Source organism: Streptosporangium sp. CA-115845, assembly GCF_050943795.1.
In the GTDB taxonomy this organism is placed as follows: domain Bacteria; phylum Actinomycetota; class Actinomycetes; order Streptosporangiales; family Streptosporangiaceae; genus Streptosporangium.
In genome coordinates this window covers 3300376-3324977 of the sequence record NZ_CP191988.1, presented here as the reverse complement: position 1 = coordinate 3324977, position 24602 = coordinate 3300376, and the positions used below count along the sequence as shown (strand labels likewise).

Here is a 24602-nt window from a genome sequence, read left to right as displayed (position 1 = left end):
GATGGTAGCTCCCATTTCTTTACGGATGTCCGCCTGGCATAGTGTGACCTAGGCGACGGCGCAGGGAGGAAGCCGGTGTGAAACCGGCGCGGTCCCGCCACTGTAACCGGGGAGCGAACCCCACCGAAGGCCACGGTCCGGCAACGGGCGGGAAGGCCGGGGTGAGCGTTGATCCGGGAGCCAGGAGACTCCTGCCGTCGCGATGACGACGACCCGGGGCGAGGACCCCGAGGGAGGACTTCCGCATGCGTTCCGTGCCACCCGCACCGCCCGCGCCACCAGCCGTCCTGCTGCTGTCGACCTCCGACACCGACCTGCTCAGCGCGCGGACGAGCGGCGCGAACTACCGGCTCGGCAACCCGGCGAGGCTGTCCGCCGAGGATCTGCCCGCGCTGACCGAGGGCACGGACCTCGTGGTCGTGCGACTGCTCGGCGGCCGGCGGGCATGGCAGGACGGGCTGGACGCGCTGCTCGCCGACCGGCGGCCCATCGTGATCCTCGGTGGCGAGCAGGCCCCCGACGCCGAGCTGATGGAGCTGTCCACGGTGCCCGGCGGGGTCTGCGCCGAGGCGCACGCCTACCTCGCGCACGGCGGTCCGGCGAACCTGGCCCAGCTGCACGCCTTCCTCTCCGACACGGTGCTGCTCACCGGGTACGGCTTCGCACCGCCCGTGCCCACCCCGAGCTGGGGCCCCCTCGAACGTGTCGCGCGACGCACCGAGGGCCCCGTCATCGGCGTGCTCTACTACCGCGCGCACCACGTCGCGGGCAACACCGCCTTCGTCGAGACGCTCTGCCTGGCCATCGAGGAGGCGGGCGGCCAGGCCCTGCCCGTCTACTGCGGTTCCCTGCGCAGCGCCGAGCCCGACCTGTTCGACACGCTCCGGGCCGCGGACGCCCTGGTGGTCACCGTGCTCGCCGCCGGGGGCACCCGCCCGGCGACCGCCTCGGCGGGCGGGGACGACTCCGCGTGGGACGTCGGCGCGCTCGCCGAGCTGGACGTGCCGATCCTGCAGGGCCTCTGCCTGACCACGGGAAGGGACGCCTGGCGGGAGAACGACGACGGCCTGTCCCCGCTCGACGCGGCCTCCCAGGTGGCGATCCCCGAGTTCGACGGGCGGATCATCACCGTGCCGTTCTCCTTCAAGGAGGTCGACGACGAGGGCCTGACCGTGTACGTGGCCGATCCCGAGCGGGCCTCGCGGGTGGCCGGCATCGCGGTACGGCACGGCCTGCTCCGGCACGTCCGGGCGCCGGAACGGCGGATCGCGGTGATGCTGTCGGCGTACCCGACCAAGCACTCCAGGATCGGCAACGCGGTCGGCCTGGACACCCCCGCCAGCGTGGTCAGGCTGCTCACGGCCATGACGGAGGCCGGGTACGACCTCGGAGACGGTTTCCCCGGCGTGGCGGAGCGGGACGGCGACGCGCTGATCCACGCGCTGATCGCGGCGGGTGGCCAGGACCAGAACTGGCTCACCGAGGAGCAACTGGCCGCGAACCCGGTGCGGATCCCGGCCGCGCGCTACCGGGCGTGGTTCGAGACGCTGCCCGAGGACCTGCGGCATGGCATCGAGGCGCACTGGGGGCCGCCGCCGGGCGGGTTGTTCGTCGACCGGAGCCGCGATCCCGACGGCGAGATCGTGCTGGCCGCGCTGCGCGCGGGCAACCTCGTGGTGATGGTCCAGCCGCCGCGCGGCTTCGGGGAGAACCCGGTCGCCATCTACCACGACCCCGACCTGCCGCCGAGCCACCACTATCTGGCCGCCTACCGGTGGCTGGCCGACGACTTCGGCGCGCACGCGATCGTGCACGTCGGCAAGCACGGCAACCTGGAGTGGCTGCCCGGCAAGTCGGCGGGGATGTCGGCCTCCTGCGGCCCCGACGCGGCGCTCGGCGACCTGCCGCTGGTCTACCCGTTCCTGGTGAACGACCCCGGTGAGGGCACCCAGGCCAAGCGGCGGGCGCACGCCGTACTGGTCGATCATCTGGTGCCGCCGATGGCCCGCGCGGAGACCTACGGCGACATCGCCCGGCTGGAGCAGTTGCTGGACGAGCACGCCTCGATCGCGGCCATGGACCCGGCCAAGCTGCCCGCCATCCGGGCGCAGATCTGGACGCTGATCCAGGCCGCCAGGCTCGACCACGACCTGGGCGTCGACGACCGGCCGCAGGACAGCGGGTTCGACGACTTCCTGCTGCACGTCGACGGCTGGCTCTGCGAGGTCAAGGACGTCCAGATCCGCGACGGCCTGCACGTGCTCGGCAGCGCCCCCGAGGGGAAGGCCCGCGTCGACCTCGTGCTGGCCATGCTCCGCGCCCGCCAGATCTGGGCCGGTCAGGAGGCACTCCCCGGCCTGCGTGAGGCCCTCGGCCTGGCCGAGGACGGCGGCGCCGCGAGGGTGAGCGTGGACGAGGCCGAGTCGCTGGCCCGCGCCCTCGTCGAGGGCATGGAGGAGCGCGGCTGGGACCCGTTCGCCGTCTCCCCCGTCACCGCGTCCGTCCTTGCCGGCCGGAGTGACCGCGACTCCGGAGTCCTGGCCACCGTGGAGAAGGTGCTCGGGTTCGCGGCCGGGGAGATCGTGCCCCGGCTCGCCAGGACCACGGACGAGATCGGCGCGGTGCTGCACGCGCTCGACGGCGGTTACGTTCCCGCCGGGCCAAGCGGGTCGCCACTGCGCGGGCTGATCAACGTGCTGCCGACCGGGCGGAACTTCTACTCCGTCGATCCCCGGGCGGTGCCCAGCAGGCTGGCCTGGGAGACCGGGCAGGCCATGGCCGACTCCCTGCTGGAGCGGTACCGCTCCGACACCGGTGAGTGGCCGCGCTCCGTCGGGCTGTCGGTCTGGGGTACCAGTGCCATGCGCACGGCGGGCGACGACGTGGCGGAGGTGCTCGCGCTGCTCGGCGTGCGGCCGGTCTGGGACGAGGCGTCCCGGCGGGTCAGCGGCCTCGAACCGGTCCCGCTCGCCGAACTCGGCCGGCCCAGAATCGACGTGACCGTCCGGATCAGCGGGTTCTTCAGGGATGCCTTCCCGCACGTCGTCACCATGCTGGACGACGCCGTACGGCTGGTCGCGGGCCTCGCGGAGGCCGCCGAGGAGAACTACGTGCGGGCGCACGCCGACACCGACCTGGCCGCGCACGGCGACGAGCGTCGGGCCACCCTGCGGATCTTCGGCTCCCGGCCGGGTGCCTACGGCGCGGGCCTGCTGCCGCTGATGGAGAGCGGGAACTGGCGCGACGACGCCGACCTGGCCGAGGTGTACGCGGTCTGGGGCGGCTTCGCCTACGGCCGCGACCTCGACGGAACACCGGCGCGGCAGGACATGGAGAGCGCCTACCGGCGGATCGCGGTGGCCGCGAAGAACGTCGACACCCGCGAGCACGACATCGCCGACTCCGACGACTACTTCCAGTACCACGGCGGGATGATCGCCACCGTGCGGGCGCTCACCGGCCGGGCACCCGCCGCGTACGTGGGCGACAGCACCCGTCCGGACGCGGTGCGGACCAGGACCCTGCACGAGGAGACCGCGCGGATCTTCCGCGCCCGGGTGGTCAACCCCAACTGGCTGGCGGCGATGCGCAGGCACGGGTACAAGGGCGCGTTCGAGCTGGCCGCCACCGTGGACTACCTGTTCGGCTACGACGCCACGACGGGAGTGCTGGCCGACTGGATGTACGACAGGCTGGCCGCCACCTACGTCCTGGACCCGGAGAACCGGGCGTTCATGGCCGCGTCGAACCCATGGGCGTTGCACGGCATCGCCGAACGGCTCCTTGAGGCGGCCGACAGGAGGATGTGGGAGCACCCCGACCCCGAGATCATGACGGCCTTGCGGGAGGCGTACCTCAGCATCGAGGGCGACCTGGAGGACCGCTGACCCGCTCCGCGACGGCGGGGGCGGCAGGGTCGGTGCACGGTCACCGCCCCCGAGGTGAGCGCGCACCGCCGGACTCGCCGCGGCCCCGGAGGGAAAACGGTTCGATCGACGACCGCCGGACTTGCCGCGGCCCCCGAGAGAACGGTGGTTCGGTCGACGGCCGCCAGACCGGTGCGGGGTGCGGGCGGTTCAGCCGATGGCCGCGACCAGGCGTTCGGCCAGCTCGGGGCTGCCGGCCCAGTGCAGGTGCAGGTAGGAGGCGGCCAGCAGGGGCTCGGCGAAGCCGTCGGCCGCGCCCCTCCAGCGGAACAGCGGCGGCGTCGCGTGCCCGGGATCGGTGGCCGTGCGGTGGAACTCGTGGCCCCGGTAGCGCTCGCCCTCGCGGGTGAGCACGGACTTGGCGGTCGCCACGGCGTCACGGTAGCCCAGCATAAGCCTGCCGGTCATCGTCGCGGTGACGTCGAGCCTTCCGCACATGGGATGGCCGTCCAGCTCGCGCGCCAGGTAGAGCAGCCCGGCGCACTCGGCGACGATCGGGCCGTCGAAGGCGGCCACCCGGCGGCGGAGCGGCTCGTTGGCGGACAGCTCCGCCGCGTACATCTCGGGGAAACCTCCGCCGATGACGACCGCCCCGGCGTTCTCGGGGAGGCACTCGTCCCTGAGCGGGTCGAAGGTCGCCACCTCGGCCCCCGCCGCCGCGAGCAGCTCGACCTGCTCGGCGTACCCGAAGGTGAACGCCGCCCCGCCCGCCACGGCCACGACCGGCCGCCCACCGGACGCGGTCGCGGTCACAGCCGGGGACGGGGGCAGGGCCGGAGTCCAGGGATGCGCGGGCAGCGGCGGCGCCGAGCGCGCCAGGGCCACCAGTCCTTCGAGGTCGCAGGAGCCGGCGACCAGGGCTCCCATCCGCTCCACCGCCGCCACCGCGTCCCCGCTGCGCTCGGCCGCCGGGATCAGCCCGAGATGGCGGGAAGGGGTCGCCACCCCGTCCACCCGCGGGATCACGCCCAGTACCGAGATGCCGCTCTCGTCCAGCGCGGCGCGGCAGATCTCCTCGTGCCGCGGCGAGCCGACCCGGTTGAGGATCACCCCGGCCAGCCGGACCCGGGTGTCGAAGGAGGCGAAGCCCTGCACGAGCGCGGCCACGGACCTGCCCTGCCGCGCGGCGTCCACCACCAGGACCACCGGCGCGCCGATCAGCCGGGCGACGTGCGCGGTGGAGGCGAAGTCCCCGCTGCCGGCGCCGTCGTACAGGCCCATGACCCCCTCGACCACGGCGATGTCCGCGTCCCGCGCACCGTGCAGGAAGAGCGGCGCGACCCGGTCCTCACCGGTCAGCCAGGGGTCAAGGTTGCGGCCCGGGCGTCCGGTGGCGAGCGCGTGGTAGCCGGGGTCGATGTAGTCGGGGCCCACCTTGTGCGGGGAGACCCGCAGGCCCCGCGCGCGCAGCGCCGCCATCAGGCCGGTCGCGACGGTGGTCTTCCCGCTGCCCGAGGACGGCGCGGCGATCACCAGTCGCGGCACTACCATTCGATGCCCTTCTGACCCTTCTGCCCGGCGTCCATCGGGTGCCTGACCTTCCCCATCTCGGTCACCAGGTCGGCGACCTCGACCAGCCTCGGGTCGGCGTCCCTGCCGGTGATCACAACATGCTGGTTGCCCGGCCGCGAGGTCAGGGTGGCGACCACGTCGTCCACGTCCAGCCAGCCCCACTTCAGAGGGTAGGTGAACTCGTCGAGCACGTAGAAACGGTAGGTCTCCGCGGCCAGGTCGCGCCTGATCTGCGCCCAGCCCTCGCGGGCGTCGGCGGCATGGTCCTCCTCGCTGCCCGGCCGCTGGATCCACGACCAGCCCTCGCCCATCTTGTGCCAGGTCACGCTGCCGCCCTCGGCGGACTCACCGAGCACCACCAGCGCCCGTTCCTCGCCGATGCGCCACTTGGCCGACTTGACGAACTGGAACACCCCGACCGGCCAGCCCTGGTTCCACGCGCGCAGCGCCATCCCGAAGGCGGCGGTGGACTTCCCCTTACCCGGCCCGGTGTGCACGATCAGCAGTGGCCGACTGCGGCGCTGGCGCGTGGTGAGCCCGTCCTCGGGCACCGTGTCCGGCTTGCCCTGCGGCATCTCAGACCGCCTTCCGGTAGTCGGTCCGGTGGTCACGGACGAGCCCGCCGAGCCCGCCGCTCGCCGCGAGCGCGTCGAGCCGTACCGCGGGCGCGCCCAGCCTGGCCGCGAGGTCGAGGGCCAGGGCGAGCCGCACCGGACCGCTCTCGCAGTCGACCACGACCCCCGCCGTACCGGCGAGCAGCGCGGCGGGGGCCGCCAGGTCGGACCCCGAGGTGGCCCGGCCGTCGGTGACCACCACGAGCAGCGGCCTTCTGGCGGGGTCGCGCAGCCGCTCCACCCTGAGCACCTCGGCGGCCCGGCGCAGCCCGGCCGCCAGCGGGGTGCGACCGCCGGTCGGCAGCTCCCGCAGCCGCGCCGCGCCGACCTCGACCGAGGAGGTCGGGGGCAGCACCAACTCCGCCGTGGATCCCCTGAAAGTGATCAGCCCGACCTTGTCCCGCCGCTGGTAGGCGTCGAGCAGCAGGCTGAGCACAGCCGCCTTGACCTCGCGCATCCGCTGCCGGGCCGCCATGGAACCGCTCGCGTCCACCACGAAGAGCACCAGGTTGCCCTCCTTGCCCTCGCGGACGGCCTCGCGCAGGTCGGTGTCACGTACCAGCAGGCCGGGGCCACTGCGACCGCGCTCGCGCTGGTACGGCGCGGCGGCGCGGAGCGTCGCCGACAGGTGCGGCCGCTGGAGCCTTCCGGTGGGAACCCGCGATCCGGTGGTCCGCCCGTTGGGGGTACGGGCCCGCGACCGCCGGCCCGAGGCGCCGTCGCCCAGCCCGGGGACCTGCAAGGGGCGCACCCGGTACGGTTCGGCGGCGGCGACCACCCGCTCCGCGCAAGGACGGTCCGGCGAGGCGTCGTTCCCGTCGGAGGCACCTGGAGCACCGGAGGCACCGGCCCCGGAACCACCGTCGGGCAGGCCGCCGTCGTTGGAGCCGTCGGCGGCGCCGTACGGGCCACTCTCACTGGAGGCGCCGGCCTCGGGAGCGTCCCCGGAGTCCGCGGGGCCCTCGGGACCGTCCGAGACCCCCGGCCCGCCATCCGGGCCGCTGTCCGGGCCGCCATCCGGGCCGCTGTCCGGGCCGCTGTCCGGGCCGCTGTCCGGGTCGTCCGGTTCGTCGCCGCCGTGCTCCGCCAGGAGGTCGTCGAGGCGTGACTCGTCAAGGCCCGGCGCGTCGAACGGGTCGCGGCGGCGGCGGTGCGGCAGCGAGAGACGGGCCGCCTCGCGTACGTCCTCGGCCGTGACCTCGGCGCCGCCGCGCCAGGCCGCGTGCGCGATGGCCGCGTTGGCCATGACCAGATCGGCCCGGAGCCCGTCCACCTCGAAGGCGGCGCACACCGCTGCGATCTGGCGCAGCCGGGCATCCGGCAGCACGACCTGCCTGACCCGCTCCCTGGCCTCGACGATCCGCCGCGCCAGAGCCGCCTCCTGTCCCGCCCACCCGGCGGCGAAGGAGGCGGGGTCGGCGTCGAAGGCCAGCCGGCGCCGTACCACCTCGGCCCGCTCGTCCGGATTCCTGGACGCCCGCACCTCGACGGTCAGCCCGAAACGGTCCAGAAGCTGTGGCCGCAGCTCACCCTCCTCCGGATTCATCGTGCCGACCAGCAGGAACCGCGCCGCGTGCCGTACCGAGACCGACTCGCGCTCGACGAAACAGGTGCCGAGCGCGGCGGCGTCGAGCAGCAGGTCCACCAGATGGTCGTGGAGCAGGTTGACCTCGTCGACGTACAGGACACCTCGATGCGCGGCGGCGAGCAGGCCCGGCTCGAACGCCCTGACCCCCTCGGTGAGCGCGCGCTCGATGTCGAGCGCGCCGACCAGCCGGTCCTCCGACGCGCCGACGGGCAACTCCACCAGCACGGCCGGACGCTCCTGCCCGCTCTCGCCCGCGCCGTGCGGGCCGTCGGGGCAGCCCGGGTCCGGCTCGGCCGGGTCGCAGGAGAAGCGGCAGGCGGCGATCACCTTCACGGCGGGGAGCTGTGCGGCGAGCGCGCGGACGATCGTGGACTTGGCGGTCCCCTTCTCCCCCCGGACCAGCACACCGCCCACCCGTGGGGAGACCGCGTTGAGTATCAGCGCGAGCTTGAGGTCGTCGAGACCGACGACGGCACTGAACGGGTAGGCACCGATCACGAGGTTTCCTTCTGCGAGATCCTGCTGACGTGTCCGGCCCGACGGACCTTCAGTTCGGGGCCGCCGCGAGCGCGTCGCGGCGGACGGGGTGCCGCACGGCGATGCCGTACAGCACGCCGATGGCCGACCAGAGCACGAGTTGGGTTCCGAGGGAGGACAGGCGGAAGTCCCACAGCAGCTGGGCGGGGAAGCCGTCGGGCACCTCGTCGACCGCCGGCAGCACGAACAGGGTGACGATCACGGGCACCAGGAAACCGGCCGCGCCGGCGAGCCAGGGCCTGGCCGGCACCTTACGGGCGCAGGCCACTCCCACCGCCACGGACAGCAGGCCGATGGCGACCAGGACCAGGTACAGCGTGGTCCGGCCGCCGATGGTGTCCGGGTCACCGACGGCGGGCGGGTTGGCCGGGTACTTGACGAACGGCACCAGCACGAGCGCGACGAACGCCGTGGCGGCCATCGTCGCGGCCAGCACCACGTCGGAGCGGGGGCCGATCCGGCCGCGCAGCCCGGCGAAGACGAGGGAGAAGACACCCCCCACGGACATGCCGTACAGGGCCAGGGCGAGGAAGAGCCCGGCCTGCTGGCCGGACCGGCTGACCAGTGCCTCCTCCCCGTGGGAGTGCCCGGCCTCGGTCTGGGCATGGGCGGCGGCCTCTTCGAGCGCGATGGCCTGGCCGATGTTCGGCTCGCCGAGCAGGTAGCCGAACACGGCGGCGATCAGCCCGGCGACCAGCCCGACGAGCAGGCCGCGGAGCAGCAGGGTACGGATCACGGCGCGGTCTAGTGGCAGGGAACGCCGAGCAGGTGGCGCCCGTCGTGCATGAGCTCGTGCAGATAGTCGCCCGCCTGCGACACCGCCCCCTGGTCGAAGGTGACCAGGTAGGCCACCAGCAGGAGCAGCGGAACCGCCACGAGCCAGCGGGCCAGGTGGGAGAGGGGAACGGGCTGAGAAACGGACAGCTCACGCATGAGTAGCCTCCTTGGGGATGACGCGTCCCGACAGATGAGGACGCGGCGGCCAAGTAACCTGGCTCCCGGAACTCACGTTCCGGATACAGTGGCGCGACCGCACCGGCTTCTCACCGGACTTCCCTCGGACCACCGCGAAATCGTCCGCAATGTAACCCTTTTCGTGGCGGGCCGTCAAACAAGGTGATTCGTCACGGCGCGGCGGACCTGGCCCGCTCCCCGGCCCGGATGGATCGGGCTTTCGGAGGTGAGCCTCCGCTGCGCGGGCCATCCGGCCATGGCGGCGACGAGCGGAGACCGACCGGATGCCCCCCGAAGGCCGCCGCGACAGGTGCTCAGCGAGACACCCTGCGGAGCAGGTAGGTGTCCATGATCCAGCCCTTGCGCGCCCGTGCCTCGGCACGCAGCTCGCGGATGCGGTCGGCGACCTCGGGCACCGGTCCGGCGACCAGGATCTCATCGGGGGTGCCTAGGTAGGCGCCCCAGTAGATGTCGAAGTCGGCGCCCAGATCCGCGAAGGCGCAGTGCGCGTCCAGCATGACGACGACGTCGTCGGCCGAGGGCCCCTCCTCGGCGAGACGCCGGCCGGTGGTGACGTGCACCGGCCGGGCGACCCGGGTCAGGCTGACCCGATGCCGGGCGGTGAGCGCGGACACGCTGCTGACACCGGGAATCACCTCGTGCTCGAACCGGACCGAGCCCCGCTGGTGAATCTCCTCGACGATGGCCAGGGTACTGTCGTACAGGCCCGGATCGCCCCACACCAGGAAGGCACCCGTCTGCCCCTCGGCGAGCTCGTCCCGGATGAACCGCTCGCAGATGTCGGCGCGGCGCGAGCGCCAGTCCTCGACCGCGGGCGCGTAGTCGGGCGTGGTCCGGTCCCGTTCGGGATCGCCGGCCTCGACGATCCGGTACGGCGAGCGGGCGTGCGCGTCGACGAGGTCGTGCCGCAACTGGACGAGGTCGTGTTTGACCTCGCCCTTGTCCAGGACGAAGAACACGTCGGTACGGGCGATGGCCTTGACCGCCTGGAGGGTGAGATGGTCGGGATCACCGGCACCGATGCCGATGATGAGGATTCGCTTCACCCGACAGAGTCTGCCCGTACCGCTTCGAGATCCGGCACGGGGGTTACCGCCGGTCAACCGGCGAGCAGCGTGCGGGCCAGGCCGATGGCGGCGGCCACGGCGATGAACCAGGCGGTGTTGAGCCTGGTGCGCCACTGCAGCAGCAGCGCGAGCACGGCCAGTGCCACGGTGAGCGGGTCGACGAACGCGTCACCGGCCAGTTGCAGGGTGACACCGGCCATCAGGGCCAGCGCGGTGGCGTTGACACCGTCCAGGAACGCCGATGACCAGGCCCGGCCGCGGATCCGGTCGACGAGCCGGGTCAGCAGGCCGACCAGCACGAACGACGGGGTGAAGATGGCGACGGTGGCCAGCACCGCCCCCGGCAGGGCGGCGGTGACGTAGCCGATGAAGGTGGCGGTGGTGAACACCGGCCCCGGGGTGAACTGGCCGATGGAGATCGCGTCCAGCAACTGGTCGCGAGTGATCCAGCCGAGCCGCCGTACGAAGTCGCCCTCCAGGAAGGCCAGCAGGACGTAGCCACTGCCGTACAGCACCGAGCCGATCTTCAGGAACGTCAGGAACAGCTCGGTGAGCCGGCCGCCGGTGGGGCCGGGAACCAGCAGCGGCACCAGCAGCAGGCCCGGAGAACCGCGACGCGGCAGCCAGAGGTGCCTGGTGCCGGCCGCCATCACCACCAGCCCACCGACGGCCAGCACGAGCAGCTCGTTGACACCGAGCAGGTACAGCGCCAGTGCCACCGTGGCGACGAGCGCGGTCAGCCGGCCCTTGATCGCGGTCCTGAGCAGTCCGGCCAGGGCCCACACCACGATGGCCACCACCACCGGTTTGATCCCGTACAACAACCCCTCGACGGCAGGGGTCCGGCCGTAGCGGACATAGGCCCAGGCCAGGGCGAGGACGATGGCGAAGGCGGGCAGGATGAAGCACACCCCGGCGGCGATCAGCCCCTTCCAGCGAGCCCGGTCATAGCCCAGGTGGATGGCCAGCTCGGTGGAGTTGGGGCCGGGGATGAGGTTGACGGCGCCGATCAGGTCGACGAAGCGCTCATCGGAGACCCAGCCGCGCCGGCGCACCAGTTCGTCGCGCATCATCGCGGTGTGCGCGGCCGGGCCACCGAATCCGATCACACCGAGTTTCAGGAAGACCCCGATGACCTCGCCCAGCGCGTGTACCGGCCGTCCGCCGGATCCGCCGCCGGTGTCATCGCGCGAAGCGTCCATCATGGCCTTCCATCTTGGGGGGTGTATCAAATCGTGCATTGTTCACGACCGGGTTGAACACCAGGCTGACGGCGGCGAAACATCGCCGGGCGGGGGCGTGGCGAGCTGGAACCAGACGCTCGTGCTTCCGGGGGATCGGTGGAAACCCCAGCGGGCCGCCAGGGTGTCGACCAGGGCGAGACCCCGGCCGCTCTGGGCCTCCTCCTCCGCCTGTCTCGGGTACGGAATCCTGGAGGACCCGCAGTCCCGGACCGCGACCAGCACGCCGCCGGTGGCGAACGCCAGCGAGACGAGGAACTCCCGCTGGATCGCGTGCCGGATCACGTTCCCGGCCAGCTCGCTGGTGAGCAGGACGGCGTCGTCCCGGCGCGGATGCTCGTCCCCCAGCAGGTCGGCGACGAAGGTACGGGCGGGCCTGACCTGCGAGGCCGTAGCCGCGAACCGGCGGGAGAAACTCGGGGAGGCGGACAGCACGTCCAGCGCGAACAGCTGCCAGTCCAGACCGGAGAACCTCCGATCCGCGCCGTTGAACCTCCTGCCCCGGAACAACCCGGAGATCCCGCCGACGATCAGAGCACGCGAACGCTTCATGACCATCCCTGTCCCTTCCCTGGTCCACGACGCCGATCGGCGCGGGAACATTCCATTGCCGCCTGACACGGCCCGACCCCATGGCGGCACGCCACCGCAGATCCCCACAGCCACCACCTACCGTGACGAGACCCGCAGCACCGGCGCTTCGAACGCCGAATCCGCCATCGATTCCGACTACTAACCGTTTTTTGTCGATCACCTTCGGTAATCGATCGCCGAGCCTATAGTGGTCCGCGAGATTCTGATCCGCAAGCTGCTTCGGTGAAATTCTTACGACGAAGAAAGCTTCATCAAGCGCTCGATCACTGACCCAGGAAAGGGACATGAGACCAGAAAAACCATCACTCCGACAACGTTGGTTCGGCGCCAAGCTCGCGGAACTCCGGCTCCGGGCAGGCCTCACCTCCCTTGCCCTCGCCGCCGAGAAATGCGGACGTTCCACAGGCTCACTCAGCCGCATCGAGAACGGCATCGTCGGCATTCCACCCCGCGACGTGCCTCCGATCCTGGACGCGTACGGAGTCACCGACCTCGGCATCCGAGAAAAACTCATGGCCGTCGCAACAGAGGTGCAGCAGGAACGACGCGGCTGGTGGGTCGAGCACAGCGACGCGCTGTCGCCCTCATATGTGGACCTGATCCGGCTTGAGGCAACGGCGACCGAGATCTGGACATACGAGATGCATCTGATGCCTGGGCTTCTGCAGACAGAGGCATACGCCCGTGCGTTCGTGTCCGCCCTGGGAGAGCTGGGCAGCGTGCCGAGGCTCGATGAGTTCATCACCGTCCGGATGAACCGCAAGGCCATTATCAGCCGCGACGAACCAGTCATCTTGAGGGCCGTGATCAGCGAGGCCGCCCTGCGCCAGCCCATCGGCGGGCCGGAGATCTTCCGGGATCAGCTACAGCATCTGCGCGAATACACGACTCGGCCGAACGTCACCTTGCAGGTCCTGCCGTTTCTCGACCGCCCCAATCCGGGACTCTTCGGCGCCTTCAGCGTCCTACGTCTCCCCAGCCTGGACGTTGCCCACGTCGAGACGATGAACACCGATGCCTACATCGAGGACGAACACAGCGTCGACCAATATCTCCGAGCTTTTGAGCGTCTCACCGCCCTCGCCCTGAGCCCCGCCGAATCAGACTCCTTTCTTCGAGAGATAGCAGTTACCCTCTAATCGGCACAATTCATCCAAGAAAGGGTGCCGAGTATGGCTGGCGATCAGAATGTGGGCGGCATCTGGCGTAAAAGCGCCCGTAGCGGCGTCCAGAGCAACTGTGTCGAAGCCCGCTTCGACGGCACCGTCGTCTGGCTGCACAACTCCAACAACCCCTCCCCCCAGGGCCCGACCATCGCCATCACCCCGGAGGACTGGCTCACCCTCCTCGACCAGGTCCGAGCGGGCAGCCTCACCCCCCAGAAATTGAACTCCCCCACCCTCATCGAAGGCCGCCTGCTCATCGGCTTCGACGGCGAACACGTCACCGTGCAGGACAACGACACCCCCACCATCAACTACACCCTCGACGAATGGCACGCCTTCCTCGACGGAGCGGCCCACGACGGCGAGTTCACCCTTCCCTGGCTCCTCGGCACCCCGGCCAATGCCTGACCCCGGCCGCGAAGCCTTCTGGCGTAAAAGCGCCCGTAGCGGCGCCCAGAGCAACTGTGTCGAAGCCCGCTTCGACGGCACCGTCGTCTGGCTGCACAACTCCAGCAACCCCTCCCCCCAGGGCCCGACCATCGCCATCACCCCGGAGGACTGGCTCACCCTCCTCGACCGTGTACACGCCGACGATCTCGCCCCGCAGAAGCTGGGCACCCCCGCCCTCTTCGCAGGCCGCCTCCTCATCGGCTTCGACGGCGAACACATCACGATCCAGGACAGCGATACCCCGCCCACATCCACCATCACCTACACCCTCGACGAATGGCACGCCTTCCTCGACGGAGTAACCCACGACGACGAGTTCACCCTCCCCTGGCTGCTCTCCGCCCCGGCCGATGTCTGACCCCGGTCGCGGAGCCTTCTGGCGTAAAAGCGCTCGCGGTGGCGCCCAGAGCAATGTGTGGACGCCCCCGCCCGCGCGGCCGATGTGAGCGAGGCACCGGCGAAGGTGCTCGCGGCCCGGGGATGACCGGCCCGGCCGTGGTCAGCGCCGCCCGGTGACGGCGATCCGGACCAGGTCGCGGCCGCGCACGCCGTACAGTGCCCTGCGCGAGGGGTCGAGAGCCAGCTTCGGCTCGCCACCGAACCACTCGCCCGCCAGGCCGGAGGCGATGGTCTTCACGGCGAACGTCACGAGGTCGACCTTGTAGATCGCGTCACCGTCGGTGGTGTAGGCGACCAGGCCGGACACATGCAGGTCGCTCCCCTTCGCACCGACCTGCACGGTGCGGGTGACCTTGCGGCGCAACAGGTCGTACTCGAACAGGATCCCGGTATTCGTCACGCCGTACACGGCCAGGGGCGTGTGCGCCAGGCCCAGGACGACCTTCGCACCCGGCACGGGTTCGAGCTGCCACAGCAGCCTGCGCGCGCGCAGGTCAAAGGCGGCCAGCCGGGCGGTCGTGGTGACCGGCGGAAGTCCGAGGCCCTCCTGGATATTGGTGCCGAGGTAGGCGACCCCGGCCCGGCAGGTGACGGCGTACAGGCTCTGCCGCTCGACGACCGGCCGGTAGGTGTCCAGCTTCCCCGTGCGGAGGGAGTAGAGCGACAGCGCGCCGTTGAGCTGGCCGGGCTCGGGCTGGGTGGTCATCGCGATCAGCCCGGTCAGCGCGTCGTGGGCGAGGTCGCGGGGGCGATCCTGCTGGTTGCCCGTCTTGGCGAGCAACGTGGCCGACGGCTCGCCGGCCCGGTGCGCATACAGCAGGCCCTGGGTGTAGACGCCGAGATAGGTGACGTCCCGCACGGTGAGCGCGGTCTTGGGTTCGCCGGGGATGCCGAGGCGGGTGCTGGTGCCCGCCTTCAGGTCGTGGATGTCGGCGCCGCCCTTGCCACCGACGTAGACCCGCCGCCCGTCGGAGTGCACGGACATGGGCTGCTCCGGCGCGGCCCTGAACCCCCGCTGGACGAGGTTGACGTAGTCGAGCGAGCCGTCGGCCGGGTCATAGACGAAGACCGCGCCGTCCTGGACGCCGTAGACGCGGCCTTCGTGCGAGAGGAGCCGGTGGGTGGCCGCCTCGGGAAGCGCCACGCCGAGCGTCTCCACCGCGCCGCCGTCCAGCCGGCAGCGGTAGAGCGTGCCGGTGGGCCGCCCGGTGAAGTAGACATGGCCGTCGTGCAGCAGGACCGAGGGAATGTACTTCTCGCCGGTGGTGAGCACCCGGTGGTCGGACGGGTCCGACTTCGACATCACCAGCACCTCGCCGTTGGAGGAGATGCCGCCCGCGAGGTGGGTATCGGAGATCGTCAGGCTCGCGACGAAGTCGCGGGCGGCCAACTCGGCGGGCAGGATGTCGCGCTTGGCACCGGTGGCCCGGTCGATCGCGATCAGGTGGGCGTGCGCGCCGATACCCGCGTAGACGGTGGTGGCGTCGGCGGCGATGCTCCGCACGTACGCCTCACCCTCGACGATGACGCCCAGGTCGCGGCTCGCTCCGGTGGCCGGGTCGTACTCCACGACCCGGCCCGGTTCGGAGATCGCCAGGTAGACCTTGCCGTCGGGTGAGGAGGCCAGGTTCCAGATGTAGGGGTGGCTGTAGGCGCCCACCTTGGACAGCGCGCCGGTGAGCGTGTCGAGCCGGTAGAGGTCGGAGCGGCCGTGGGTGCCGATGTAGACATCGGTGCCGACGGCGCACATCGCCCACACGCCGATGCCCGTGGGGATGTCGGTGTGCCCGGTCACCGTGTCACGGGCCAGGTCGTATGCGCCCACGACGTTGGGTGACAGCCCACGGGTGCCGGCGTAGAGCACGCCACCGACGAACTCGCCGTTGCCGAGGGCGCTGGTGACGCTGGCGGGGCCCAGGACGGTCACCTCGCCTTCGGCGGCGGTGTGGGCGTGGGCGGGGGCGGCGGGCAGCAGTGCGGAGCCGCCCGCGACGGCGGTGAGCTGCAGGAATCTACGACGCTGGATCATGTGGGGGGAACCTTTCCGGTCGTCATGGATGGGAGTGGGTCGCAGGACACCGCTCCGATGCGGGAAGAGGCCTCGGCGCGGACCCGGCCGTCCGTACCGAAGGTGTAGCTGCCCAGGCTGACCTGGTTCGAGGGCGAGGTCGCGCGCGGACGGCCGTGCGTGACGACGGAGCAGACCTTTCCGCCGGGCAGCGCGGTGGCGGGAGCAGGGAGGAGAAGCGGGGGTAGGGGGGTAGACGCACGAGCCTTTCCAATTCGGTCGTTGCCGAAATCGACCAACGACGGAAAGATTAGCGGTATTTAGGTTTCCGGTCATGACCCTAATAAGAAAATTATTAGCGATCGTCGTCGCGGCATCCGCCGTGCCGGCGCTCCAGGGGTCCACCGAGGCTCATGCCCTGGGCAGGATCACCGAGCTGGGCGTGCCGCCGCAGGACGCCCTGCTCATTCGGCAGCGCGAGTCCGGGTCCCATGCATGTGTGGGACATCGCCGCAGGCGCGTGGGTCGACAAGCTCGACGCCGCCCACGGCCTCGACGCCTCCCCGCCCGACGAGCAGGGCCGGACCTACTACGACCCGCGCACCCCTGCCGTCACCGGCCGCGTCGCCAACTCGCGCGGTATCGGCTGGGCCGAGCCGGGCCCGTGTCGCGGAGCACACGCCGGTTTCCGGTAGGTCAAGGTGAACTTCCCGAACCGAACCAGGGGGACTCGACCGGCGTTGGATGTTGGTTCACCTCGGTCCCGTTTCATTTATTTGGGCCTTGACCGTAATCGACACAGTATGCAAACTAACGACCATGCCCAGCCCGCCGCCCGCGGGCCCGCCTTAACCCGGGGGGCAGAACGCGCCCCGTTCGATGACCCGCTTGACGACTGCCAGGCCGGCGGTCATCGCCGACAACGACAGTCTGCTACCGGATCGCGACAAGAGGGGCACGTCCTACGGCTACATCACCTGCCCCGGCAGGTCCACGCCGTGAGGGGATCCCCGCGCACGCCGGCTCACGCGGTGGGCGTGGAGGCAGCATATGAGATTACGGTCATGGCTGAAATTGAACACGAATGAACGCATCATGGAGGTGGCGCGCTGTGCAGATTCGCCTGGAGAACCTATTGGCGGGGCCGACGCCTGTCCGCAGGACAGGTACAGGCGCGTGAGCCGCGCCCTGCGCGGGGCGGTGGCGATGGCGTTCCTGGCGGCGCTGCTCGCGGTGCCGTTCACGTCGGCGTCCGCGGCCGACCTGCGGATCGTCAACGGAGGTTTCGACGAGGGGCTGGCCGGATGGAGCGGTTCGCACAGCCCGGGCGGCGTCAGCGTCGTGGCCTGGGACGGGCGCACCACTGCGCGCGTCGCCGACACAGACCCGGGGGCCGCGTACGGCAGGGAGAGCATGCCGGGCCTGCCCGCCGCGGCGGGGACTCGCTACACACTGCACGCCGAGGTCTGGGCCGATGACGGCACCGCGCATCTGTATCTGCGCTTCAGGGATGCCTCCGGCCGTCTTCTCGGCGGCGGCGCGAACGCCTCGGTGACGGGCAGACGGTGGAACCGCGTCACGGCCTCGGGCGTCGCGCCCACCGGCACGGCCACCGTCTCGGCCCTCATCTACTCGGGTGTGGCCGACGTGGGCACCGCCTACTGGGACGAGGTGCTGATCACCAGGGACCTGACCGATCTGGGCGTGCAGATCGAGAGCAGCGTGCCCAACGCCACCACCTTCTCGGGCGGCAGCGCCTACGCCCTCTACACCGGCACCGCCGACGCCAACCCACAGCTCGCCGTGATCGACGTGGCCGGCGAGGAGGTGACCCGGAAGATCACCATTCCCGACACCGCGGCCACAGCCACCGTCGGCGGCTGGGCGGCGGCCACGGCCACCGACGGCAGCGTCTACCTCGGCACCTATCCCAACTCCAAGCTCTACCGATACGTCCCCGGCCAGTCCACGGTCACCGACCTCGGGCGGGCGGAGGGCGGTTACTCGTTCATCTGGGACCTGGAGCCGGGAGCGGGCGGGAAGGTGTACGGCGGCACCTACAACGACGGCCGCTACTTCAAGTACGACAACGGCTCCTTCACCACGATCGGCAACGTGCCCATCGCGGCCGGTGCTCAGTACGTGCGCAGCCTCGCCCACGACCCGGACGCCAACGCCACGTACCTGGGCACCGGCACGAACGCCGCGCTGACCAGGTTCGACAACGTCACGGGGCGCGTGGACAGTCTCCTTCCGGCGGCCTACGCGTACAACTCCATGGTGGGCGGGCTCACCTGGACGGGGAACAGGCTGTTCGCCTGGATCGACCGCACGCTGCTCGTCCTGCGCGTCGTCCGCAACGCCGACGGCTCGCACGCCGCCGTCACCGACGCCGCGATCACCGACGTGGACCTGCACCACTCGCCGGCTCGCGACGGCAAGGTCTGGTTCGTCAAGGAGGGGCTGCTGCACTCCTACGACGTGGGCACCGGGTCCGTGCGGGCGACCTCTGTCCGGCCCGGACTCGACGTCACCGGGTACACCTGGGCCGACGGCACGCTGGTCGGCCTCGGCGCGGCCTCGGACGGCACCAGGATCTTCAAGTACGACCCCGCGAGCGGCAACTGGAGTAGCCGGGTCGTCTCCGGCGCACCCGTCCTGCCCGCCGCGATCAACGCGCTCGGCGCGGGGCCCGACGGCGACATCTACACCGGCGGCTACCTGACCGGCGGCATCGGTGTCTACGACCCGCTGCGGGGCGACGGCGACGACGGCCGGCCGGACACGCCGACCCTCAATGGGCTCAGCCAGACCGACAGCCTGCTGGCACACAACGGCCTGCTCTACATGGGCGTCTACCCGTCGGCCAAGCTCTACAGCCACAACCCCGCGGGTTCCTGGCCGCCCACGCTCAGGTACACCGGTGGCGAGGCGGGAGACAAGGCCAACGACTGCGAGCCGGGCAAGGGCCCGCCGCCGCAGGATCGGCCATACGCGCTCGCCGGCGGGCCGGACGGCACCGTCTACATGGGCACGGTGCCGAAGTACGGCAAGCGCAGCGGCGCCCTCACCGTCTGGAAGGAAGGCACGGCCGGGCGGACCCTCTGCGTGGCGCCGAACCAGTCCGTCGTCTCGCTGGCCTACGCGGGAGGCAAGCTGTTCGGCGGCACCTCCACGCGCGGTGCTCTGGGTGTCGACCCCGTCTACGCGCCGGGGGCGTCGGCCACACTGTTCTCCTTCGACCCCGCCACCGATGCCGTGCGCCCACATCCGCTCCCGCTGACGGCGCCCAAGGCCGTCACAGCCCTCGCGGAGGTGGACGGTGAGCTTTGGGGCCTGGCGGGCGGCTCACTGTTCACCCTCGATCCGGCGCGGCCCGCGGCGATCACGGCCAGACGGCTGTTCCCCGACCCCGACTATGCCGGTAAGCCCAGTCTGGCCTGGCGCGACGGGGTGCTGCTGACCGTGACCCAGGATCCCCTCCACGTGTACGGCACGATGGGCGACCAGATCTTCAAGATCAACAAGTCGACGAAGGTGCTGACCGTGCTGCTGACGATCCCAGGGATGGAAGGCCTGACGGCCGACGGCCTCGGCAATCTCTATTACAAGATCAACGAGCGGCTGTACAGGCTTGCCGTTCCCCAGGAGTGAGGACAGCCCCTCCTTACTTCGGCCTGAACCGATGTGGGCCTCTCGACCAACCATGCCCTCGACACAAAGGAGGCAAGCTCGTGCGAAGAATGATCAGAGCATTACTCGCGGTCCTGAGCGGAACGGTGCTCGCGTTCGTCGCCGTCCCCGCGATCCCCGCACAGGCCGGCACCTGGGGGGAATACCCCACAAGTACCGGGAACAGGACCTGTTCCAATTCCAGAACCTACAACGGGACCGCTTATCAGGTGTGCCTGGAGTTCAACTCGGCACGCACGCAAGTGCGGGCCATCTCCTTTATCAACCCCGGCGCGTACACCAATTTCCAGGTCAACATGAGGCTCTGGTTCGGTGACAACGGCGTCAGCATCCCCCAGTCGTGCCCGACGATGACGACTAACGGCAGTCGCGCATGCTGGACCGGATGGACCGCGCTCAGACGGCCCTATGTGGTGGCCGACGCCACCTTCGGTATCGCCGGCGCGTGGATGAGGCCCGTGCGTGCCCTGGACATGACTCTCTCCGCCAAGTATCAGGAGAAGTCGAACTGGTGCGGTCCCGGAGCGGCGCAGACGATCATCGCCACGATGGGCATCTCGGCTCCCTCGCAGTCCAGCCTGGCCGGTATCTCGGAGACGACCGCCCTCGGAACGATGCCGTGGATGATGAAACTCGGCCTCAACGCAAGCGTGCCCCAGGACTTCCCCTACAAGGACTACGACATCCCTCCCAGCGGGATCGCCAGGGAGATCGGACTCAACACGATTGTGACGTCGCTGTCGAGGGGCAGGCCGGTCGCCGTTCTCGTCAAGCCTGGCCAGTTGCCCTGGTCTCCGAACGCGTCCGGGAGCCTCCGGCACTACATCGTCATCCACGGCTACGGCGGCTTCGAGACAACCAACGCGAGCCACATCCCATGGATGCCCATGAACTTCAAGGTCTGGGATCCGGGCGCCGGGCGGGAGGAGTCGCTCACACAGGACGAGCTCTTCTTCGCGGCCAGGGGAGCGCAGGCTGTGGACGACAACATCTGGGCCATCGCGACATGACGCTCATCTGATCCGGCTGTGCCAGGTTCACGAGGGCCTCGTGAACCTGGCTGGGTCTGCTTCGAAGACGAATCTCAGGCCGGAGGGATCGTCAAGGTCGGGCAGCGGGGATCGAGCCGGATCAGCGCCAGGTCACGCCCGGCCAGGGCCCAGGCGTTCCAGGAGCCGCGCTCGAAGTGGAGCTGCGGGTTGGTGTACCACTCGTCTCCCAGGCCGGTCGCCACGAGCTTGGCCTCGGTGCCCAGTTCGTAAACGTTGCCGCCGCCGAAGAAGGTGGAGGTGAAGACGCGGCCCCGATGGACGGTCAGTTCGCCGTACCCGGGCAGCGGGCCCTGGTGAGTGATCGTGCGGGTGGCCAGGTCCATCGCGAACCAGCTCGCGGTGCGCTTGTAGACCCCGTAGAGCACGCCGTCGTGCACCTTGATGTCCTGGAAGGTCCGGTAGCCGGCGACCGGGTCCACCTGCCAGAGCACCGTGCGGCTGCGCAGGTCGAACGCCGCGACGGACGCCGACGTCTTCACCGGCGGGGTGCCGCCGCCACCGAGCACGTCGCCTCCGAGGTAGACGATGCCCTCGCGGGAGTCGAGCGAGAGGCTCATGAGGCTCTGGTCGGGGATGACATCCAGGTAGACGTCCATCTCGCCGGTGTCGGGGTCGACGACCGACAGGGCCCCCTTCAAGTTGGCGCCCAGTGGGGCCGAGGCGACGAGCAGCTTGTCGGTGCGGGGGTCGTACTCCAGGTCCCACGGCCGCTGCTGGCCGTGACCGAGGTAGCCGAGGCTGCGGACGCGGTCGCGCCGGTCGATCTCGAGGATCTGCCCGCTGGGGTAGATCGCGGCGTAGATCTTGTCGCCGCGGCGGACCAGGTCCTTCGGCTCTCCCGGCAGCCAGATCCGGCGCTGGTCGCCGCTGCGCAGGTCGCGGATGGTGAGGGAGAAGTGGCCGCCGACGTACAGCGTCCGGCCGCGGTCGAGCAGCATCGACTGCGGGCGCTCCGAGCCGGTCGGCAGGCCCGCCTCGATCAGGTCGGTGAACACGGTCTGGCCGGTGCGCACGTCCATCGTCCACATGCCGCCGCTGCCGGAGAAGCCGAGCAGCGTGTCGCCCTCGGGCACCAACCGGCGGGTCTCCTCAGCGGCCTTGGGGGTGCCGACCTCGGTGAGCGCGGTGTCGCCCGTGCGGTAGCGGTAGATCGTGCCCTGCGGCCTGGACGACACGTACGCGGTGCCGTCGGCAGCGAAGCCGATCATGTCGAGGGTGCGGCCGCCGAGGTCGATCCGCCTGGCGTCCGTGCCGTCCTTCCGCACGTCGAAGAGGGTGTTCCCGCTGGCCCCGAGCACCCGGTCACCGTGCTCGGCGACCGCGCCGAACCCGGTGCCGCCCGCCGCCAGCTCGCGCACCGCGCCGCTCGCGCGGTCGATCGCGACCAGCTTGGCCTTGTCGAGCAGCCCGGCGTAGACGGTGTGGTCGTCGACGGTGAGGCTGCGCACGTAGCGCTCGCCTGCGGCCAGCACCCCGAAGACACGTACCGCGCCGGTGGCCGGGTCGTACTCGCGGACCCTGCCGTCTGGATAGGTCCCGGCATAGATCTTCCCGTCGGGGGAGGCGGCCAGGCTCCAGATGAACCCGCCGTTGCGGCCGAAGGAGGCCAGGTGCTCGACCTCGCCCGTCGCCGGATCGAACCTGTACAGGTCCGGCACCGGGTAGGTGCCGGCATAGATCTTGCCGCCCGCGACCGCCGTGGCCCAAGCTCCCTCGGCCTCACCGGCGGCGGGTGCGTCGGGCAGCCGCACCGAGCGGAGCGTCTTGCGGGTGGCGAGGTCGATCTCGGCGAGCACGGGCGGCTTCAGGCCGCGTGTGACGACGTATCCGCGTCCCTCGTGGGTGACGGCGCCGACGATGGCGCCGGTCGCGGAGGCGGGGCCGAACCTCTGTACCCCGGCCCCCTCGCACCGCGCCTGCTGAATTTGCGAGCTCTGTACGGCGGGCGGCCCCTGTGCGGCGGCGGCGATCGAGGGGACGAGCAGGGCGGGTAACGCGGCGACGGTGACGAGGACGGCTCGCAGCGATCGGCTGAGAGGCATGGGACTACTCCTTGCGAGAGCTCACTTCTGCACCATATTGGTCCAGACCGTAATCAAGTGAGCAGAAGTCGTCAACACTCTCGTCCGCACCGCCCGTCCAACCGGAAACCGTCAACGCTCCCGCCCTTGCGGTCATCGGACTCGATGATTATGGTCATGACCGGTATACGAACGGAAGGATGCCCGGATGACACCCTTCGACACCCGGCGCCTGATCGGCGACCTGGTGGTGACGCTCGACGCCGACGTGCTCGGCGGCGCCTACCCCGACCGTGACCTTCCGCAGGAGCCCGCCCCGCATATCCTGGCCCGCCACGACATCACCGCGGGCGCGGTGGCCAGCCTGCGGGCCGCGCTCTTCGACATGGCGTCGGGCAACGACGAAACCCTCGCCTCGGCGGCCGGCGGCACCGCACTCCCGGCCGCGGAGTCCTCCGCCCACGGCGAGCCACCGGCCGCAGGCGGCGCGGCGGTCGTGCCCGTCGGGGCCCTCGACCTGCGCGACCCCCTGGGCGCGGTGCGCGAGATGGAGCGGCTGGCCGCCCTGGGGGTACGGGCGGTCCGGCTCTTCCCCGACGAGCAAGGCGTCGAGGCGGGCTTCCCCTCGGTGCGGCACGTCGCCGGACGGGCCGCCGCGCTCGGCCTGACCGTGCTGACCGGAGGCGACGTGCGCCGGTTCTGGCAGCCGTTCACCGGTCTCGGCCTGCGGGTCGTCTTCCTCGACACGCACTTCTACCACCTGGGCGACTTCCTCGTGGCGGCCGCCGACGAGCCGGGCTTCCACACCTCGACCCGGCTGCTCAACTCCCCTGACGCGCTGGAGACCGTCGCCGGCGAGATCGGGGCGGACCGCCTGCTGTTCGGCTCCCGCACGCCCTACTACGAGCCGCTCGTTCCCCTGCTCCGCCTGGCCACCGGCGACCTGAAGCCCGACGAGGTCGCGCTCGTCGCCGGAGGCAACGCCCGCCGCCTGCTCCTCGGGGAACCCTCATGATCATAGATGTCCACGCGCACTGGGGTCCGTGGTTCTTCACCATGGACGTCTCAGCGCTGACGATCCGAGCCATGGACCGCTACGGGATCGACCTGGCCATCGTGTCGGGCACCGAGGCCGTCATCTACGACGCCCCGGCGGGTAACCGCGCCCTGGCCGCCTACCTGGACTCCGTGCCCGGCCCCGCCCGCCTGTACGGCTACGCGACCGTCAACCCGCGCCGCCTGGCCGAGGCCGAGCGCGACCTGAACACCTACCTGCCCACCGGCCGGTTCGTCGGCGTGAAGATCCACACCGACTACACCGGTTCCCCCGTCACCTCCCCGCAGCTGCGCGACGCGCTGGCTCTGGCGGCGGCGGCGGACGTCCCGGCGCTGGTGCACACCTGGGGCGCCTCCGTGCTCGACCTGGCCCAGGTCTGTCTCGACACCCCGGGCCTGCGCGTGATCGCCGGGCACATGGGCGCGGACGGCTACCGGCACGCCATCGAGGCCGCCCGCGCCTGCGACCGCCTCTACCTGGAGCCGTGCTGGTCGCACTTCCCCGCCGGGCGCATCGCGGAGGTCGCCGCCGCGGTGGACCCGGGACAGCTGCTGTTCGGCACCGACTCCACGCTCATCGACCCGGCCGCCGCCTTCGGCTCCGTGGCGGCGGCGGGACTGACCGGCGACGCGGCCGACCGCCTGGCCTGGCGCAACGCCGCCACCCTCTTCCGCCTCCCGATCGGCTGACCGGCCCGGGCGC

General features: G+C 70.9%; 20 protein-coding genes and 2 riboswitches. Of the genes, 9 read left to right on the top strand and 11 right to left on the bottom strand.

All coding sequences use genetic code 11. From position 1 onward, the window contains the following. Nucleotides 1-8 precede the first annotated feature (8 nt). A riboswitch (cobalamin riboswitch) is annotated at nucleotides 9-210 on the top strand. A 35-nt stretch (nucleotides 211-245) separates the two neighbouring features. After that, nucleotides 246-3887 (top strand): cobaltochelatase subunit CobN, encoded by a 3642-nt coding sequence (cobN, locus tag ACQP0P_RS17240; RefSeq protein WP_433377613.1) that lies wholly within the window; start codon nucleotides 246-248, stop codon nucleotides 3885-3887. A 189-nt stretch (nucleotides 3888-4076) separates the two neighbouring features. On the opposite strand, the gene ACQP0P_RS17235 is transcribed toward cobN, so the two are convergent. The 8 genes from ACQP0P_RS17235 to ACQP0P_RS17200 all read right to left on the bottom strand — a co-directional run bounded on the left by ACQP0P_RS17235 (nucleotide 4077) and on the right by ACQP0P_RS17200 (nucleotide 12012). Further along, the gene (locus ACQP0P_RS17235) at nucleotides 4077-5417 is read right to left on the bottom strand and encodes a cobyrinate a,c-diamide synthase (protein ID WP_433377610.1); all 1341 of its coding nucleotides are present in this window, start codon (nucleotides 5415-5417) and stop codon (nucleotides 4077-4079) included. Then, nucleotides 5411-6013, bottom strand: a complete 603-nt coding sequence (gene cobO, locus ACQP0P_RS17230) for a cob(I)yrinic acid a,c-diamide adenosyltransferase (RefSeq protein WP_433377607.1) — start codon at nucleotides 6011-6013, stop codon at nucleotides 5411-5413. The genes ACQP0P_RS17235 and cobO overlap by 7 nt, the downstream gene beginning before the upstream one ends. Before the next feature lies 1 nt (nucleotide 6014). Beyond that, nucleotides 6015-8138, bottom strand: coding sequence for a magnesium chelatase subunit D family protein (locus ACQP0P_RS17225; RefSeq protein ID WP_433377604.1), 2124 nt, complete (start codon nucleotides 8136-8138; stop codon nucleotides 6015-6017). Between the two features lie 49 nt (nucleotides 8139-8187). Continuing rightward, nucleotides 8188-8913, bottom strand: coding sequence for a CbtA family protein (locus tag ACQP0P_RS17220; protein ID WP_433377601.1), 726 nt, complete (start codon nucleotides 8911-8913; stop codon nucleotides 8188-8190). 8 nt (nucleotides 8914-8921) lie between these two features. Further along, nucleotides 8922-9110: a CbtB domain-containing protein gene (locus ACQP0P_RS17215; protein WP_326638530.1), complete on the bottom strand. Its 189-nt coding sequence runs from the start codon at nucleotides 9108-9110 to the stop codon at nucleotides 8922-8924. A 3-nt stretch (nucleotides 9111-9113) separates the two neighbouring features. After that, a riboswitch (adenosylcobalamin (AdoCbl) riboswitch) is annotated at nucleotides 9114-9260 on the bottom strand. Between the two features lie 185 nt (nucleotides 9261-9445). Next, nucleotides 9446-10198 (bottom strand): precorrin-6A synthase (deacetylating), encoded by a 753-nt coding sequence (gene cobF / locus ACQP0P_RS17210; RefSeq protein ID WP_433377598.1) that lies wholly within the window; start codon nucleotides 10196-10198, stop codon nucleotides 9446-9448. Nucleotides 10199-10251: 53 nt separating this feature from the next. Continuing rightward, entirely contained in the window at nucleotides 10252-11424 is a 1173-nt protein-coding gene (chrA, locus tag ACQP0P_RS17205) for a chromate efflux transporter (RefSeq protein ID WP_433377595.1), read from the bottom strand. 39 nt (nucleotides 11425-11463) lie between these two features. Then, nucleotides 11464-12012: an ATP-binding protein gene (locus ACQP0P_RS17200; RefSeq protein ID WP_433377592.1), complete on the bottom strand. Its 549-nt coding sequence runs from the start codon at nucleotides 12010-12012 to the stop codon at nucleotides 11464-11466. Nucleotides 12013-12338: 326 nt separating this feature from the next. Between ACQP0P_RS17200 and ACQP0P_RS17195 the strand changes: the two genes are divergently transcribed. The 3 genes from ACQP0P_RS17195 to ACQP0P_RS17185 are packed head-to-tail and all read left to right on the top strand — an operon-like array spanning nucleotide 12339 to nucleotide 14028. Further along, nucleotides 12339-13193, top strand: coding sequence for a helix-turn-helix domain-containing protein (locus ACQP0P_RS17195; RefSeq protein WP_433377589.1), 855 nt, complete (start codon nucleotides 12339-12341; stop codon nucleotides 13191-13193). Nucleotides 13194-13226: 33 nt separating this feature from the next. After that, a complete protein-coding gene (locus ACQP0P_RS17190) occupies nucleotides 13227-13628 on the top strand; it encodes a DUF397 domain-containing protein (protein WP_433377586.1) in 402 nt (133 codons plus the stop codon). Then, complete coding sequence (locus ACQP0P_RS17185; RefSeq protein ID WP_433377583.1) at nucleotides 13621-14028, top strand: DUF397 domain-containing protein; 408 nt, start codon at nucleotides 13621-13623, stop codon at nucleotides 14026-14028. Before ACQP0P_RS17190 ends, ACQP0P_RS17185 begins: the two co-directional genes overlap by 8 nt. 141 nt (nucleotides 14029-14169) lie before the next feature. Here the strand turns inward: ACQP0P_RS17185 and ACQP0P_RS17180 are convergent, their stop codons facing one another. Next, nucleotides 14170-16098: a PQQ-binding-like beta-propeller repeat protein gene (locus ACQP0P_RS17180; RefSeq protein ID WP_433377580.1), complete on the bottom strand. Its 1929-nt coding sequence runs from the start codon at nucleotides 16096-16098 to the stop codon at nucleotides 14170-14172. Between the two features lie 334 nt (nucleotides 16099-16432). Then, a complete protein-coding gene (locus tag ACQP0P_RS17175; RefSeq protein ID WP_433377578.1) occupies nucleotides 16433-16570 on the bottom strand; it encodes a hypothetical protein in 138 nt (45 codons plus the stop codon). On the opposite strand from ACQP0P_RS17175, the gene ACQP0P_RS17170 reads away from it, so the two are divergent. The 3 genes from ACQP0P_RS17170 to ACQP0P_RS17160 all read left to right on the top strand — a co-directional run bounded on the left by ACQP0P_RS17170 (nucleotide 16569) and on the right by ACQP0P_RS17160 (nucleotide 20780). Then, nucleotides 16569-16772 carry a hypothetical protein gene (locus ACQP0P_RS17170; protein WP_433377575.1) on the top strand — a complete coding sequence of 68 codons (204 nt, stop codon included), beginning with the start codon at nucleotides 16569-16571 and terminating at the stop codon, nucleotides 16770-16772. The two genes, ACQP0P_RS17175 and ACQP0P_RS17170, sit on opposite strands and share 2 nt — an antisense overlap. Nucleotides 16773-17253: 481 nt before the next feature. Then, nucleotides 17254-19731 carry a hypothetical protein gene (locus tag ACQP0P_RS17165; RefSeq protein WP_433377572.1) on the top strand — a complete coding sequence of 826 codons (2478 nt, stop codon included), beginning with the start codon at nucleotides 17254-17256 and terminating at the stop codon, nucleotides 19729-19731. Between the two features lie 89 nt (nucleotides 19732-19820). After that, on the top strand, nucleotides 19821-20780 hold the full coding sequence (locus ACQP0P_RS17160) for a C39 family peptidase (RefSeq protein WP_433381931.1): 960 nt from the start codon (nucleotides 19821-19823) through the stop codon (nucleotides 20778-20780). Between the two features lie 74 nt (nucleotides 20781-20854). On the opposite strand, the gene ACQP0P_RS17155 is transcribed toward ACQP0P_RS17160, so the two are convergent. After that, nucleotides 20855-22864 (bottom strand): PQQ-binding-like beta-propeller repeat protein, encoded by a 2010-nt coding sequence (locus tag ACQP0P_RS17155; protein WP_433377570.1) that lies wholly within the window; start codon nucleotides 22862-22864, stop codon nucleotides 20855-20857. A 187-nt stretch (nucleotides 22865-23051) separates the two neighbouring features. Between ACQP0P_RS17155 and ACQP0P_RS17150 the strand changes: the two genes are divergently transcribed. Both ACQP0P_RS17150 and ACQP0P_RS17145 read left to right on the top strand, forming a co-directional pair. Next, nucleotides 23052-23858 carry an amidohydrolase family protein gene (locus ACQP0P_RS17150; RefSeq protein ID WP_433377567.1) on the top strand — a complete coding sequence of 269 codons (807 nt, stop codon included), beginning with the start codon at nucleotides 23052-23054 and terminating at the stop codon, nucleotides 23856-23858. Further along, nucleotides 23855-24589 carry an amidohydrolase family protein gene (locus tag ACQP0P_RS17145; protein WP_433377564.1) on the top strand — a complete coding sequence of 245 codons (735 nt, stop codon included), beginning with the start codon at nucleotides 23855-23857 and terminating at the stop codon, nucleotides 24587-24589. Before ACQP0P_RS17150 ends, ACQP0P_RS17145 begins: the two co-directional genes overlap by 4 nt. The last annotated feature ends 13 nt before the right edge of the window (nucleotides 24590-24602 follow it).